Below are 14,620 nucleotides of genomic sequence, written 5' to 3' on the forward strand. Positions count from 1 at the left end.
CGGGGTCTGGTCGATGTCGGAGGTCGGGTCTAGCGTGACTGCCATGTCCGATGCACAGCCCTCGCCCGTCACCGGGGCGTCCGCCGCGCCGGCGGACGGCAATCGCACCTTCCTCGCGGTGCTCATCAACACGGCCGCGGCCAATGTCACGACGAGCTTCTTGTGGTTCGCGCTGACCTTCTGGGTCTACCTCGAGACGCGATCGGTGCTGGCGACCGGCATCGTCGGCGGCGCGTACATGCTGCTGCTCGCCGTCTTCGCGATGGTGTTCGGCTCGATCGTCGATCGCCATCGCAAGCATCGCGTGATGGTGTTCTCAGGGCTCATCACCCTCACGGCCTTCCTCATCGCCGGTGCACTGTGGCTGGCGTTCCCCGAGGCGGCGCTGCTCGACCTGGGCGGCCCGTGGTTCTGGCTGTTCGCCGGCGTGATCCTCGCCGGCGCGGTCGTCGAGAACATGCGCAACATCGCGCTGTCCACCACCGTCACCCTCCTGGTCCCCGTGGATCGCCACGCCAACGCGAACGGTCTCGTCGGCACGGTGCAGGGGCTCGCCTTCGTCGTCACGAGCGTGTTCAGCGGGTTGTCCGTCGGGTTCCTCGGCATGGGGTGGACCCTCGCGATCGCCCTCGGGCTGACCCTCGTCGCGCTCGCGCACCTGTTGACCATCCACATCCCCGAAGAGCGACCGGCCGCGGGCGACGAGCCCGGTCCGATGGTCGATCTGCGCGGGGCCGTCCGCGCGGTCCGTGCGGCACCAGGGCTGTTCGCCCTTATCATCTTCTCGACATTCAACAACCTCATCGGCGGCGTCTACATGGCGTTGATGGATCCGTACGGGCTCGAGCTCTTCAGCGTGCAGGTGTGGGGCGTGGTGCTGGGTGTCACGGCGACCGGCTTCATCATCGGCGGTGGTCTGGTGGCGAAGTTCGGGCTCGGCAAGAACCCCATCCGCACGATGCTGTGGATCGTGATCGCGATGGGGGTGCTCGGAGCCGTCTTCGTGCTCCGCGATTGGTGGTGGCTCTACGCCGTCGGCATCTGGGTCTACATGGCGCTGATCCCGCCGGTGGAGGCCGCAGAGCAGACGGTGATCCAGAAGGTCGTGCCGTTCGCCACGCAGGGGCGGGTGTTCGGGTTCGCCGCTGCGTTCGAATCGGCCGCGGCCCCCGTGACGTCGTTCCTCATCGCCCCGATCGCCCAGTTCGCGATCATCCCCTATATGGAGGGCTCGCAAGGGCGCGCGACGTGGGGCTGGCTCCTCGGCGACGGCCAGTCGCGCGGGATCGCGCTCGTCTTCGTGTTCGCGGGCCTGGTGATGGTGATCGCCGCCTCGCTCGCGTTCCTCACCCGGTCGTATCGCATCCTGTCGCAGCAGTACCGCACCGCAGAGGTCAACGCCGACGTGGCCGAGCACCCGACCGACGCGGCCGCCCAGGGAGTGGACGACGGGTCACCCGCCGTCGAGATGCCCGAGGCCGCCTCTCGGGGGATGCGCGGAACCGCACCCACTCCCGCCTCCGACGACCCGCGCGAATAGGCGCACACCCGCACCCGCGTCGGACGACTCGCTCGAATGGGCGCACACCCGCACCCGGCGCGCGCACGGCCGCGCTCACGCACGCCCGCTTCGAACGCCCCGCACGACGGAGCGCCGGCCCGCACCGGCGGTGAGCACCACTCGCCCGCGCCGCCCCAGACGCGTCTCAGACGGGCGTCGCGATGTCGATCGTGACGTCGTTCCACGCCTCCGCGTCGTCGTCCCAGAGCGCGACGAACGAGGCCGCCAGCGCGTCCTCCAGCCCGTCGAGGCTCTTCACGCGGAAGACGACGGCCGCCGCCGAGGGCTCGTGCCCCGCATGGCGCGCGTGAGTGGCGTAGCCCTGCGCGACCGCACGCACCCAGGCCTCGGAGGCCGCCTTCACCGCCGCGTAGTTCGCCCCACCGGCGAGCGGACGCGCGACCGCCATCGACGAGACGATCGCGAGGCGTCCGGCATCCGAGGTGCGGATGTCGTCGTCGAAGGCGCGGCTCACGTGCCGCAGAGCGGTGAGCGAGCGCAGCAGGAAGGCGAAGTCGTCGTCGTTCTGACCGGCGAGACCGCCGCCGCCCCGCCACCCGCCGACGAGGTGCAGGATGCCGTCGACTCGACCGTGCGCGGCGTGGACGCGGTCGCGGAGCGCATCGACGGCGTCCCCGTCGGTCAGATCGCAGCGCTCGACGGCGACACCGGGGATCTCGGTCGAGACCGCGGCCAGCCGGTCGTCGTCGCTGCCGACGATGAGCACGTGTGCTCCCGCGTCGGAGAGGGCTCGTGCGCACGCTCGCCCCGCGGCGCTGGTGCCGCCGGCGAGCAGCACCCGGTGCCCCCGCACTCCCTCATCCACGGCATCCGTGTTGGTCATCATCGCCCCTTCTTCAGTGTGTGCCCCCGTGTGGCCGACGTCGAGCCCCCTCCCGGGGAGTCGAGCGTCCCGGACACCCGGAGTTCCTCGCCAAGCGTCCGCGTGTCTTGGACACTCGACGAGGAGTCGGCGTGACCGAACGGACACCGGCCGGCGGTCGGAGCCCGCCCCGCCGCACCGCGCCAGAACCCGCACCGCCACGTCACATCGCGCGGAAGCGGTCCGCCGCCCCGCCGCGTGACGCGGGAGCGGCCCGCTGCGTGACGCGGGAGCGGTCCGCCGCCCCGCCGCGTGACGCGGGAGCGGCCCGCCGCGCCTCAGTCGGTGCCGCGGATGCCGGCGGTCGACGCGATCACGGGCCGCATCTTCTTCTCGAGTGCCTCGAAGAACATCGACAGCGGGAACTCATCGTCGAGGACGGCGTCGGTGTACCCCTTCGGCAGCCCCGCGAGCACGTCGTCCGAGAGACCGCGGGCCCACACCGACGCCGGGTGCGGTGTCACGACCGAGCGGACGAGGTCGTACGCCGCGAGCCAGTGCGCCGTCTTGGGGCGATCGATCGAGCGCCAGTACAGCTCGTCGATCGCGTCGGCCAGGGCGACGACCGCCGCCGGCACCTCGTCCCAATCGAACGCCAGCGACGTGTCGGTCCAGTGCAGCACCCGGCGCTGGTGCAGCCACGCGAAGAGCAACTGGCCTCCGAGGCCGTCGTAGTTGCGCACGCGCGAACCGGTGATGGCGAAACGGAAGATGCGGTCGAAGATCACCGCGTACTGCACGAGTTCGGCGTGCTCGAGCATCGCCTGCTCGGCGGTGTCCAGGTCGTCGCGGGCCGAGAGGCGAGCCTGCAGCGAGACGCTCTCGCGGAAGGCCGTGAGGTCGCAGCGCAGTTCCTCCAGCGAGTACAGGAAGAACGGCATCCGCTGCTTGATCATGAACGGGTCGAAGGGCAGGTCGCCGCGCATGTGGGTGCGGTCGTGGATGAGGTCCCACATGACGAAGGTGCGTTCGGCGAGGTCCTGGTCCTCGAGCAGACGGGCGGCGGCGTCCGGCAGGTCGAGTTTGGTGATCTCGGACGCCGCGCGCGTGACCCGTCGGTATCGGGCGGCCTCGCGGTCCTGGAAGATGGCGCCCCAGGTGAACGAGGGGACCTCGCGCATGGCGACCGTCTCGGGGAAGAGCACGGCCGAGTTGGTGTCGTAGCCCGAGGTGAAGTCGATCAGACGCAGCGAGACGAACAGCTTGTTGGTGTACTCGGTCTCGAGCCGCGCGATGAATTCGGGCCAGATGGCCTCGACGAGCACCGCCTCGACGTGTCGCTCGCTCGAGCCGTTCTGCGTGTACATGGGGAACACGACGAGGTGCCGGATGCCGTCGACCCGGTGCTCCTGCGGCTGGAACGCCACGAGGGAGTCGAGGAAGTCGGGAGTGCCGAGGCCCTCGGCGCGCCAGCGGCGGAAGTCGGCGACCGAGGCGGTCAGGTAGGCCGCGTCGTGCGGGAAGAGGGGGGCGAGGGCGTCGAGGGAGGCGATGACGTCGTCGATGAGGGGCTCGGCGGCGGCGATGTCGTCGATCGATCCGTCCGAGGCCTGCAGCACCTGCAGGGCGGTCGCGGCACTCTTCAGCTGCGCCCAGGCGGGGGTGTGCTCGACGGCGTGGACGCCGTGACCGGCGAGCAGATCCTCGGCGACACGGGTGGGCGTGGTCATGGTCATGGCATCCTCCGTTCGTTGCGGTAAATTTTCCTGCTGAACGTGGATACTAACGGAAAACCTACGGTGCTCACCACTGCCCCCTCGGGCGCCCCTGCTACTGTCGACCGCATGACCGAGGCTCCCGCGCCCCGCGCCCCGCGTCTCGAAGACGCCGTCGATGCCGCGATCGTGCGCGAGATCTCGCTCGACGCCCGCGCCACGCTGTCCCACCTGTCCGACCGTGTGGGGCTGTCGGTCTCCGCCGTGCAATCGCGCCTGCGACGGCTCGAAGCGCGGGGCATCGTGAAGGGGTACCGCCCCATCCTCGACGCCGAGGCCCTCGGTCGACCCCTCGCCGCCTTCGTCGAGATCACCCCGCTCGATCCCGCGCAGCCCGACAACGCCCCCGAACTGCTCGCCCACCTCAGCGCCATCGAGGCCTGCCACTCCATCGCCGGCGAGGCGGCGTACATGCTGTTCGTCCGCGTGCCCACCCCGCGCGACCTCGAATCCCTCATCCGCGACATCCGCGCCGCCGCCCAGGTGAACACCCGCACCACGGTCGTGCTGCAGACGTTCTTCGAGGCGCGGCCTGTCGAGCCGGCGGATTTCCCGGCCTGACCGGCGCCGGCGCGGGATACATCCCGAGACGGATGACGACGCACCCGCCCCCGCGTAACGTGGCGACGATGCTCCCTCTGCGCCCGCTCCAGCGATATCAGCTGATCACCGACCTCGGCCTCGCCGCGGTGTTCGGCCTGCTCGTGTTCGCGGTCGAGCTCACCTCGACGCCGTGGCGGGTCGATCTGGGGCTGGCCACCTCGCCCCTGGCGGACATCGTGGGAGCGACGCTGACGGCCGCCGCCTTCACGGCCGCCGTGGCGATGCGACGGCTCCACCCCGGCGTCGCCCTCACGCTCGCCTGGGTCGGAGCCCTCGTGCAGATGGCCTTCTCGCGATCTCCGTCGCTGGGCGACCTCGCCGTCTTCGCGACGCTGTACACCACCGGCGCGTACGGGTCGCGGCGCGTGTTCTGGTCGGGGTTCGTCTCGGCCATCGCGGGTGCCGTGATCGTGCCGCTGTACCTCATGCGCGGGGGCGTGTCGGCGCCGCTCGGCGCGGAGGAGTGGTTCGCGGTCATCGCGGTCATGCTGGCCGCGGGCTTCGCCCTCCTGCTCGCGTGGGTGTCGGGCGCCCTGGTACGCACGGCGATGCGCGCGGCGGCGAACAGCCGGGCGCAGCGGGCGGCCGAGGCCGAGACGATCGCGGAACAGCAGCGGGTGCAGATCGCGCGTGACATGCACGACGTCGTCGCCCACTCGCTCGCCGTCGTGATCGCGCAGGCCGACGGCGCGCGGTACGCGGCGGCATCCGACCCGGGGGCGACCGTCGAGGCCCTGACGACGATCTCCTCGACCGCGCGCTCCGCGCTCGGCGACGTGCGGCTGCTGCTGTCGCAGCTCCGGCACAGTCAGGGCGACGGGCCGCAACCCACCCTCGCCGACACCGAGGTCCTCTTCGAACGGATGCGGGCGGCGGGCATCGACCTGCGGGTCGACGTCGATCCCGAGCCCTCGGGCCTCCCACCCGCCGCGGTCCAGCTCGCCGTCTACCGCATCCTGCAGGAGGCCCTCACGAACGCGCTGCGTCACGGCGTCGATCCGCGCGTGCGCGTGCACCTCGCGTGGTGGCCCGACCGCGTGGTCCTCTCCGTGCGCAATGCGCGTCACACCGCCGCCCCCACCGGCACCTCCCCTCCGGCCGGACACGGCCTCATCGGCATGCGTGAGCGCGCTCAGCTCGTCGGCGGGCACCTCACCGCCGGGCCGGAGTACGGCGAGTTCGCCGTCCGGGCGACCCTGCCGATCGGCGCGACGGCGTGACCGCCGCGCACGCGCCCCTCGCGACGACGCCGGGGCACGCCGGCGGCGTCACACCCCGTCCGCGCGTCGCTCCGCCGCGTTCCCACCCTCGAAAGGACCTGTCGTCATGACCGCCCCCGTCCGCATCGTCCTCGTCGACGATCAGGCGCTCTTCCGCGCCGGCATCAAGATGGTCCTCAACTCCCAACCCGACCTCGAGGTCGTGGGGGAGGCCTCCGACGGACGCGAGGGTGTCGAGGTCGTGCGGGCGACCCGGCCCGACCTGGTCTTGATGGACGTGCGGATGCCGGTCATGGACGGCCTCGCGGCCACCGCGGAGATCCTGTGGGAGCCCGGTGCACCGCGTGTGGTCGTGCTCACCACGTTCGACCTCGATGAGGCGGCCGCGCGAGCGATCCAGGGCGGGGCGAGCGGCTTCCTGCTGAAGGACTCCGAGCCGGAGTTCCTCCTCTCAGCCGTCCGGACGGTGCACGCGGGATCCGCGGTGATCGCGGCGTCCGCGACGCGCGAGCTGTTCGCGCACATCGCCGAGGGCGGCTCGGCGGAACCCGTCCCCTCGTCGTACGGCGGCCTGACCGACCGCGAGCGGGAGATCTTCGCGCACGCGGCATCCGGTCTGAGCAACGCCGAGATCGCGGAGCGGGAGTTCCTGTCGGAGGCCACCGTGAAGACCCACATCAGTCGCATCCTCACGAAGCTCGCTCTCCGCGACCGCGTGCAGCTGGTCGTCTTCGCCTACCGGCACGGACTGGTCTGACCGCGGGTCGTGGACCGGGCGTCGTCCGGGCCACGCTCCCGCGAGCGCGTGCGTCACCCCGCGTCGTCGGAGCCGGACTCGTCCTCGAGGTCGTACGCCCAGGTGGGAGCGAGCGCGCGGATGCGCGTCGCGCGCCACTGCCAGGTCGCCCACAACGCCGGCCACAGGGCCGGGGCGGCGGCACCGCCGATCGTGAGACGCTCGCGCCACAGCGTGCGGGTCGGATCCCCGGGGGCGGCCGACACGGCCATCTGGTGATCCCACACGTCGAGGACCGACAGCGGTCCCGTCAACGGCACGCCCCAGTCGCGGAACACGCGGACGCTGCCGTTGTCGTCGGTCGTCTCGCGATCGGCGACCGAGATGAGCTGACGGCCGACGGGGACGAGACCCGCGACGCTCATCTGTACGGGCACGTCGTCGCCCGAGGCGAACGAGGTCGGCATGGTGCCCAGGGCATCTACCTCGAGCAAGGGCCCGTACAACTCGGCCACGGCACGGGGCGAGTGCAGAGCGCGCCACGCGGCATCCGGATCGCAGTCGACGACGAACTTCAGCAGGATGCGCATGACGTCGATCCTTGCCGATCCGCCCCTCCGCCGTGCAGACCTTGACGTGATCGCGGCCGCGGGTGAAGCGGTCTGAGAGGTCGCGCCCGGAGGTGGTGCGTAACTCCGGTGGAACGACAGTCGCACGGTGCCCTGTCCGCGCAATCATGCGGTGATCATGGGTTCGCCGGTACAGATTTCCGGAGTTGCGCACACCGTGCCCGACCTGTCGACGCGAACTCCTAGGCTCGAAGGATGCCGAACACCGCCGCCCACGCGCAGTCCGACTACCAGGTTCGTCTGGAATGGGGGGCGGCGGGACTCGCTCGTCTCGCCCCCGCGGACGTCGTGGTGCTCGTGCAGACGCTCGGGCTCTCGGCCCGCGCCCTGAGCGCGTGCGAGGAAGGTGGCTCCCTCGATCTCGCGACCGACGACGATGCCGCCGCGTCCCTCGCCCGTGCCGCGCAGGCGGGGGGAGCGCACGTGGTCATCGGGGGCCTGAGAAACGCCGCCGCGGTGGCCGCGCACGTGATGGAGGTGCAGCGCGCCCGAGGACTCCGCACGAGCATCTCGGTCATCGCGGCCGGCTACGCCGACGACGGCGATGTGCGCTTCGCCGTGGACGATCTGCTGGGCGCGGGCGCCGTCGTCGCGGCCCTGGGCGATCTCGGCATCGACCACGCGTCCCCCGATGCGGCGGTCGCCGGCGAGGGGTTCCGTGCACTCGGCGGAGCCGTCCGGCATCTGCTCACCGCGAGCGGCACCGGTCGCGCACTCGCGGCCGAGGGGCGGCGCGACGCGGTTCTCGCCGGGGCGACGCGCGATGCGGCATCCGTCGTCCCGGTGCTCGGCGACGGCGTGGTGTCCGCGGGCTGACGCCGCTGCGGCGTGACGCGGCGCCCGGCCCGAGGGTACGGCATCCGTCGTCGGAGTGCGCCGCTCCGCCGCGGCTCGGGATTTTGGGCGGGCAGCCGGCCCGAGGGCACGGCATCCGTCGTCGTGATGCGCCGCTTCGCCGTGGCCTGATCGTCTTGATCTCGAGCCGGAAGCCGGCGTCTCGTACCCGGGGGCTGCGTCAGCGCGGCGTCGCGGCGGCTAGCCTCACCGCCCGGCTGATGTCGCGGTGCACCCACGACAGAGCGAACCGCGGGTCGAAGGTCGGCGCGCACTTCGCGCACGACGTCGGGCGCGTCGCTCGACGGTGGCGGTAGGCCACATGCCCGGCGGGGCAGGTGCCGACCCACGGGGCGAGTTCGCTCGCCGTCTCGCCGGCGTGGGTCGTTCCCCCGACGTAGCCGAGGTCGCTCGCCGTGCGTTTCCATGTCGCGCCGTGGCCGGCCGACGCCCCGGCGATCGCGTGCGCGACCTCGTGCAGGAGGGTCTGGTGGTTCGTGTCGTCGTCGTAGCGGGCGGCGAGGTAGCGCGACACGCTGATGCGCTTGCGTCCGTAGTCGCACAGGCCGGCACGACGCTTGGCGTTGTCGAACGCGAAGGACCATGACGCATCGAGGTGCAGGGCGATCAACGCCTCAGCCCAGGTGCGCACGCGCTGCAGGTCGGACATGACGGGAAGACTAAGCGGGGCCTACGACATTCAGCTCGCGACGACCTCGCGCGCCCGGCGGCGTTCGGCGGCGTCGATGGCGAGCAGCGTCGACTCGAGCTGAGCGTCGGTGGCGCCGGCGTTCTGCCGCAGGAACAGCGCCTGCTTGAAGTCCCGACGCGCCGACTCGTAGTCGCCCTCGTCGTAGTGAACCTTGCCGCGGTGTTGCAGCGCGAAGGCGGCGATGCCCGCCCAGCCCTGTCCGTCGGCCTCTTCGGCGCACATCGTCAGTTCTTGTTCGGCGGCGGCGTAGGCGCCGCGGCACTGCATGATCGTCGCGTGCAGGATGCGGGCGCGCAGCAGGTCGCGACGGGTTCCGGCCATGCGGGCGACGCGCACCGACTGGTCGGAGATGTCCAGCGCCTCGTCGAAGCGGTCGAGCACCTTCAGCAGCCATACCCGTTCGAGAAGGGCGTGCAGACTCCGCTGCGAACCGATCTCCTCGAGACGCTCCGCGCACTCGCGAGAGTCGGTGATCTCGCGCAAGGTGTCGGGGTCGTACCCGTGGATATAGCTCACCGTCGCTCCTCTCGGTCGGGCAGGACTTCCAGTGTGCGTGGAGCGTGCGCCCAGAGCGACACCGCCACGCGGTCGGTCGGCGAACACGGGGGCGTCATCGCTCGAAAATGGATGCCGAGGGCTTCGGCGACGGCGTCGCGTCGTCGTCGGTGGCCGGGCGCGCCCCGCGCGTGAACTCGGTGATCTCGGCTCCCTGCGCGACCTTGGCCGGGTGGGGGCCGGCCGCCATGAGCCGCGGGAGCCACTCGACGGGGAGGGGGGCGCGGGAGGCGGCGACGACGAGGTTGCCGAAGCGGCGACCCTTGAGCACCTGCACCTCGGCGAGCACGATGACCTGAGGGAGCACCTCGCGGATGGTCGCGACCTGCCGACGGGCGAAGGCGAGGCCCGGCCCGTCGGAGACGTTCACCAGCAGCACCCCGTCGGGGGCGAGCAATCGTGCGGCGTCGCGGTAGAACTCCACGGTCGTCAGGTGCGCGGGGGTCTGCGCGCCGGAGTAGACGTCGCTGATGAGAAGGTCGACCGCGCCGGTGAGCCCGGCGGGCAGGCGCGAGAGCCCCGCCCGTGCGTCGCCGATGCGCACGCGCACCGAGGCGCCGCGGGGGAGGGGGAGGTTCTCTCGCACGAGGTCCCACAGCGCCGGCTCCAGTTCGATGACCTGCTGGCGGGAGCCGGGTCGCGTGGCCTCGACGTAGCGTGGGAGGGTCAGCGCTCCGGCGCCGAGATGCACCGCGGTCAGGGGCTGTCCCGGCATCCGGAGCCGATCGATCACGGCGCCCATGCGCGCCACGTACTCGAAGTGCAGGTGCGTGGGGTCGTCGAGATCGACGTGCGACTGCGGCGTGCCGTCGACGACGAGCTCGAACCCCGAGACGAACCCCGAGGGGCTGACGCGTGCGGTCGTGCCGTCCGACAGGCGCGCCGTCGGGGCGTCGTCGGGTTCGATGCGCATGCGGGCCATGCGTCAACGCTAGTCCGGCCGCCGATCGGCCCCCGCCCATCCGGTGATCGACGCACCGCGCGACTCGCGGGCAAGGTGCTGAAAGCACACCGGTGAGGGCGGGCGGATTGCGTCGTCCGTCCCCGTAGAAACGATCAGGATGACGGGATGCCGAAACACGATCGATACAAAGGTGCAATGGGCAGTGCGCCACCCGCCCTGTACGGTCGTCAGAACACAGCAAGTGGAGCGCGGCACGACGATGTGACAGCGCCGTCGTCCTCCTCCTTTTCCCCCGGAAGGTGCATCGAACAATGCTCAGTACTCTTCGACGACGTCTGCTCGTCGGCGGCGCGGCCGTCGCCATCGGCGCCCTCGCCCTCTCGGGCTGCTCGAGTCAGCGCGACGACAACGACGGCGGCAGCGGCGACGCCGGCGGCGACGTCGACTCGACCTTCGTCTTCGGTGCGTCGGGTGACCCGTCGAGCCTCGACCCCGCCTTCGCCAGCGACGGCGAGTCGTTCCGCGTCTCGCGTCAGATCTTCGAGGGCCTCGTGGGCGTCCAGCCCGGTACGGCCGACCCCGCCCCGCTCCTCGCCGAGAGCTGGGAGCAGTCCGACGACGGCCTGTCGTACACGTTCCAGCTCAAAGAGGGCGTGACCTTCCACGACGGCAGCGAGTTTAACGCCGAGGCCGTCTGCTTCAACTTCGACCGGCAGAACAACTTCACCGGCATCGCCCAGTCCGAGAGCCTGTCGTACTACTGGGGCAAGCTCATGCGCGGGTACGCCGACACCGGCACCTCCATCTACGGCGGGTGCGAGGCGGCCAGCCCCACCGAGGTGACGATCTCGCTCACCGAGCCGTTCGCCGGGTTCATCCCCGCGCTCTCGCTGCCGGCCTTCGCCATCCAGAGCCCCACCGCGCTGCAGGAGTACGGCGCCGACGACGTGGGAGGCACGTCCGAGGCCCCCACGCTCAGCGAGTACGCGCAGGCGCACCCCACCGGCACCGGTCCCTTCGCCTTCGAGTCCTCGGAGCCCGGCGCGCAGACGACCGTCGCCGCGTACGACGGCTACTGGGGCGAGCAGGGTCAGGTGCAGCAGGTCATCTTCCGCGTGATCGGCGACACCACCGCCCGCCGTCAGGCGCTCGAGTCGGGCTCGATCGACGGGTACGACCTCGTCGCCCCGGCCGACCTCGGTGCGCTCGAGGGAGCGGGTTACACGCTCATCAACCGCGACCCGTTCAACATCCTCTATCTCGGCATGAACCAGGCGAACCCGGCGCTCGCCGACATCCGCGTGCGTCAGGCGATCGCCCAGGCCATCGACAAGGAGCAGCTGGTCACCCAGGTGCTGCCCGAGGGCACGACCGTGGCATCGCAGTTCATGCCCGACAGCGTCATCGGCTTCAACTCCGGCGTGACGACCTACGACTTCGATCAGGATGCCGCCCGGGCCCTGCTCGCGGAAGCCGGTTTCTCCGAGTCGAACCCGCTGACGATCACGTTCAACTACCCCGTGAACATCTCGCGTCCGTACATGCCGAACCCCGAGCAGATCTTCACCAACCTGCAGTCGCAGCTGCAGGCCGTCGGAATCGTCGTCAACCCGGTGTCCAACGAATGGGGCGAATACCTCGACCTCATCCAGGGCGGTGCCGACCACGGCATCCACCTGCTCGGCTGGACCGGCGACTACAACGACCCCGACAACTTCGTGGGCACGTTCTTCGGCGGCACCTCGAACGAGTGGGGCTTCGACAACGGTGAACTGTTCTCGGCCCTCACCTCCGCTCGCGGACTCGCGACCGAGACCGAGCAGGACTCGGCGTACCAGGCCGTGAACGAGCAGATCGCGACGTTCCTGCCCGGTGTTCCGCTCGCGAACCCCGTGCCGACGCTCGCCTTCGCGTCGCGAGTGAAGTCCTACCCCGCCAGCCCCGTGCAGGACGAGGTCTACAACCAGATCGAACTCACCGAGTGATCCGGATGCCGCGGGCTCCGCGCCGTCGAGGCGCCGGGGTCCGCGGCATCCTGGTGCCGGGGGCTCTGCTCCGCCCGTGCGGCGGCGGAACCCTCGGCATCCCGCGTCCCCCCGCTCCCGACTCCCTGTGAGAACCTGTGCTCCGCACCATCGGCAGGCGCCTGCTCCTGCTCATCCCGACCCTGTTCGGTCTCTCGATCCTTCTCTTCGCCTGGGTGCGTGCGCTGCCCGGCGGCCCCGCGGTCGCCCTCCTCGGTGAGCGCGCCACCCCCGAGGCCGTCGAGCGCATCAACGAGCTCTACGGCTTCAACGAGCCGCTGTACGTGCAGTACTTCACCTGGCTCGGGCGGCTGCTCAGCGGCGACTTCGGCTCGTCGATCCAGACGGGCCGACCCGTGCTGGAGGAGTTCGTCCGTCGCTTCCCGGCCACCCTCGAGCTGTCCATCGCCGCCCTCATCGTCGCCGTGGGCATCGGCATCCCCCTCGGCTACTGGGCGGCTCGCCGCCACGGCAAGATCTGGGACCACAGCGCCGTCGTCTTGAGTCTCATCGGCATCACGATCCCGGTGTTCTTCCTGGCGTTCATCCTCAAGTACGTCTTCGCCGTGCAGCTGGGCTGGCTGCCCTCCGACGGACGGCAGAACCCGCGCATCGACGCGACGCACTACACGAACCTGTACGTGTTCGACGGGCTCATCACGGGCGAGTTCGACGCGTCGTGGGATGCCATCCTGCACCTGATCCTGCCGGCGATCGCGCTGGGCACGATCCCGCTCGCGATCATCGTGCGCATCACGCGCGCGTCGGTCCTCGAGGTGCAGAACGCCGACTACGTGCGCACCGGGCGCGCCAAGGGCATCGGCACCGGGACGCTCCGCAACCGGTTCATCCTGCGCAACGCCATGCTGCCCGTCATCACCACGGTCGGCCTTCAGGCAGGACTCCTCATCTCGGGGGCCGTGCTCACCGAGACGGTGTTCGCCTTCCCGGGCATCGGGCAGTTCCTCGCGCGGGCGATCTTCACGCGCGACTTCCCCGTGCTGCAGGGCTTCATCATCTTCATCGCGATCGCGTACGCGCTCATCAACCTGCTGGTCGACCTGTCGTACAGCGTCATCGACCCGAGAGTGAGAGTCCAGTGAGCTCCGGCATCCTTCCTCCCGCTCCCAGCGGCGGTCCCGTCGACGACAACGCCGTGGTCGACTCGCAGCTGCTCGCCGCGCAGACGCGCGGGGGCTTCTGGCACGATGTCTTCCAGCGCCTGCGCCGGAGTCCGGTGGCCTGGATCGGCGCGATCATCGTGCTGGCGTTCCTGCTCGTCGCGGCCCTCGCGCCGCTGCTCGCGCCCTACCCGGCCGAGTCGTTGCCGGGTCAGCGTTTCATCACGCCCACCGACATCCCCGGGCCGGGCGAGCTGGCCGAGTTCCCCCTGGGCCTCGACCGCTTCGGTGGAGACGTGCTGTCCAAGCTCATCTGGGGTGCGCAGGCGTCGCTGCAGATCGGCGTGATCTCGACCGCCCTCGGCCTCCTCGGCGGCATGGCACTGGGTCTGCTGGCGGGCATGTTCGGCGGATGGGTCGACGCGGTCGTCATGCGCTTCGTCGACATCCTGCTGTCGGTTCCGAACCTGCTGCTCGCAGTGTCGATCGCAGCCGTCCTCGGACAGAGCCAGCTGGCCATCATGATCGCCATCGGGGCGTCGCAGGTGCCCGTGTTCGCGCGCCTGCTGCGCGCCTCGATGCTGCAACAGCGCGGCGCCGACTACGTCCTGTCGGCTCAGACGCTGGGTCTCAGCCGACGCTCGATCACGATGACGCACGTGCTGCCCAACAGTGTGGGTCCGGTCATCGTGCAGGGCACCCTGACGCTGGCGACCGCCGTCATCGACGCAGCGGCGCTGTCGTTCCTGGGCCTGGGCGGCGGCCTCCCGCAGACCGCCGAGTGGGGTCGCATGCTCACGTACGCTCAGGCCGAGCTCGCGATCGCGCCGTGGCTGGCGTTCCTGCCGGGCATCTGCATCGCGGTCACCGCGCTGGGGTTCACGCTGCTGGGCGAGTCCCTCCGTGAGGCGATGGACCCCCGCACCCGCGCGCGGTAACCCTCCGTCGCTGCACCGGCCCCGGTCCGCTCGCGCGGGTCGGGGCCGCGGCGTTCCCGTCACGGCATCCATATCCCACGTGGTGCAGGTTCACCGTTCGTTTCCCGCACGAAGTGGGACGTGCCAGACAGGGCGAGCCGTCTGCCGGTTGCCGTGCGTGTGAGATGTCCCACGTGGTGCAGGTT

At 70.8% G+C, this 14,620-nt stretch carries 14 protein-coding genes; 8 read left to right on the forward strand and 6 right to left on the reverse strand.

The annotated features are described in order from the left end of the window. Positions 1-43: 43 nt before the first annotated feature. Positions 44-1,540 carry an MFS transporter gene (locus tag QRO03_RS12305; RefSeq protein ID WP_285137786.1) on the forward strand — a complete coding sequence of 499 codons (1,497 nt, stop codon included), beginning with the start codon at positions 44-46 and terminating at the stop codon, positions 1,538-1,540. Positions 1,541-1,706: 166 nt separating this feature from the next. On the opposite strand, the gene QRO03_RS12310 is transcribed toward QRO03_RS12305, so the two are convergent. Then, positions 1,707-2,408: an SDR family NAD(P)-dependent oxidoreductase gene (locus tag QRO03_RS12310; RefSeq protein WP_285137787.1), complete on the reverse strand. Its 702-nt coding sequence runs from the start codon at positions 2,406-2,408 to the stop codon at positions 1,707-1,709. 314 nt (positions 2,409-2,722) lie between these two features. Then, entirely contained in the window at positions 2,723-4,120 is a 1,398-nt protein-coding gene (locus QRO03_RS12315) for a DUF6421 family protein (RefSeq protein ID WP_502883040.1), read from the reverse strand. Between the two features lie 108 nt (positions 4,121-4,228). On the opposite strand from QRO03_RS12315, the gene QRO03_RS12320 reads away from it, so the two are divergent. From QRO03_RS12320 to QRO03_RS12330, 3 genes are all read left to right on the forward strand, one after another. Continuing rightward, a complete protein-coding gene (locus tag QRO03_RS12320; RefSeq protein WP_183418563.1) occupies positions 4,229-4,720 on the forward strand; it encodes an Lrp/AsnC family transcriptional regulator in 492 nt (163 codons plus the stop codon). Positions 4,721-4,788: 68 nt separating this feature from the next. Further along, on the forward strand, positions 4,789-5,982 hold the full coding sequence (locus QRO03_RS12325; RefSeq protein ID WP_285137788.1) for a sensor histidine kinase: 1,194 nt from the start codon (positions 4,789-4,791) through the stop codon (positions 5,980-5,982). Between the two features lie 106 nt (positions 5,983-6,088). Then, positions 6,089-6,739: a response regulator gene (locus QRO03_RS12330; RefSeq protein ID WP_285137789.1), complete on the forward strand. Its 651-nt coding sequence runs from the start codon at positions 6,089-6,091 to the stop codon at positions 6,737-6,739. A 53-nt stretch (positions 6,740-6,792) separates the two neighbouring features. On the opposite strand, the gene QRO03_RS12335 is transcribed toward QRO03_RS12330, so the two are convergent. Beyond that, entirely contained in the window at positions 6,793-7,308 is a 516-nt protein-coding gene (locus QRO03_RS12335; RefSeq protein ID WP_285137790.1) for a hypothetical protein, read from the reverse strand. 234 nt (positions 7,309-7,542) lie between these two features. Between QRO03_RS12335 and QRO03_RS12340 the strand changes: the two genes are divergently transcribed. Next, positions 7,543-8,163 (forward strand): 2-phosphosulfolactate phosphatase, encoded by a 621-nt coding sequence (locus QRO03_RS12340; protein ID WP_285137791.1) that lies wholly within the window; start codon positions 7,543-7,545, stop codon positions 8,161-8,163. A gap of 199 nt (positions 8,164-8,362) precedes the next feature. On the opposite strand, the gene QRO03_RS12345 is transcribed toward QRO03_RS12340, so the two are convergent. From QRO03_RS12345 to QRO03_RS12355, 3 genes are all read right to left on the reverse strand, one after another. Further along, positions 8,363-8,851 (reverse strand): SprT-like domain-containing protein, encoded by a 489-nt coding sequence (locus tag QRO03_RS12345; RefSeq protein WP_285137792.1) that lies wholly within the window; start codon positions 8,849-8,851, stop codon positions 8,363-8,365. Between the two features lie 30 nt (positions 8,852-8,881). Continuing rightward, the gene (locus tag QRO03_RS12350; protein WP_285137793.1) at positions 8,882-9,409 is read right to left on the reverse strand and encodes a hypothetical protein; all 528 of its coding nucleotides are present in this window, start codon (positions 9,407-9,409) and stop codon (positions 8,882-8,884) included. Positions 9,410-9,503: 94 nt separating this feature from the next. Further along, on the reverse strand, positions 9,504-10,370 hold the full coding sequence (locus QRO03_RS12355) for a spermidine synthase (protein ID WP_285137794.1): 867 nt from the start codon (positions 10,368-10,370) through the stop codon (positions 9,504-9,506). Positions 10,371-10,663: 293 nt separating this feature from the next. Between QRO03_RS12355 and QRO03_RS12360 the strand changes: the two genes are divergently transcribed. The 3 genes from QRO03_RS12360 to QRO03_RS12370 all read left to right on the forward strand — a co-directional run bounded on the left by QRO03_RS12360 (position 10,664) and on the right by QRO03_RS12370 (position 14,435). Beyond that, positions 10,664-12,337: an ABC transporter substrate-binding protein gene (locus QRO03_RS12360; protein WP_285137795.1), complete on the forward strand. Its 1,674-nt coding sequence runs from the start codon at positions 10,664-10,666 to the stop codon at positions 12,335-12,337. A gap of 137 nt (positions 12,338-12,474) precedes the next feature. Then, the gene (locus tag QRO03_RS12365) at positions 12,475-13,479 is read left to right on the forward strand and encodes an ABC transporter permease (protein WP_285137796.1); all 1,005 of its coding nucleotides are present in this window, start codon (positions 12,475-12,477) and stop codon (positions 13,477-13,479) included. Further along, entirely contained in the window at positions 13,476-14,435 is a 960-nt protein-coding gene (locus tag QRO03_RS12370) for an ABC transporter permease (protein WP_183418553.1), read from the forward strand. Before QRO03_RS12365 ends, QRO03_RS12370 begins: the two co-directional genes overlap by 4 nt. Positions 14,436-14,620 lie beyond the last annotated feature (185 nt).

This window comes from Microbacterium sp. lyk4-40-TSB-66, from assembly GCF_030209475.1.
Classification (GTDB): domain Bacteria; phylum Actinomycetota; class Actinomycetes; order Actinomycetales; family Microbacteriaceae; genus Microbacterium.

Coding starts and splice junctions, on each gene's coding strand:
- QRO03_RS12305 (WP_285137786.1), top strand. CDS start 44: ATGTCCGATGCACAGCCCTCGCCCGTCACCGGGGCGTCCGCCGCGCCG.
- QRO03_RS12310 (WP_285137787.1), bottom strand. CDS start 2,408: ATGATGACCAACACGGATGCCGTGGATGAGGGAGTGCGGGGGCACCGG.
- QRO03_RS12315 (WP_502883040.1), bottom strand. CDS start 4,120: ATGACCATGACCACGCCCACCCGTGTCGCCGAGGATCTGCTCGCCGGT.
- QRO03_RS12320 (WP_183418563.1), top strand. CDS start 4,229: ATGACCGAGGCTCCCGCGCCCCGCGCCCCGCGTCTCGAAGACGCCGTC.
- QRO03_RS12325 (WP_285137788.1), top strand. CDS start 4,789: ATGCTCCCTCTGCGCCCGCTCCAGCGATATCAGCTGATCACCGACCTC.
- QRO03_RS12330 (WP_285137789.1), top strand. CDS start 6,089: ATGACCGCCCCCGTCCGCATCGTCCTCGTCGACGATCAGGCGCTCTTC.
- QRO03_RS12335 (WP_285137790.1), bottom strand. CDS start 7,308: ATGCGCATCCTGCTGAAGTTCGTCGTCGACTGCGATCCGGATGCCGCG.
- QRO03_RS12340 (WP_285137791.1), top strand. CDS start 7,543: ATGCCGAACACCGCCGCCCACGCGCAGTCCGACTACCAGGTTCGTCTG.
- QRO03_RS12345 (WP_285137792.1), bottom strand. CDS start 8,851: ATGTCCGACCTGCAGCGCGTGCGCACCTGGGCTGAGGCGTTGATCGCC.
- QRO03_RS12355 (WP_285137794.1), bottom strand. CDS start 10,370: ATGGCCCGCATGCGCATCGAACCCGACGACGCCCCGACGGCGCGCCTG.
- QRO03_RS12360 (WP_285137795.1), top strand. CDS start 10,664: ATGCTCAGTACTCTTCGACGACGTCTGCTCGTCGGCGGCGCGGCCGTC.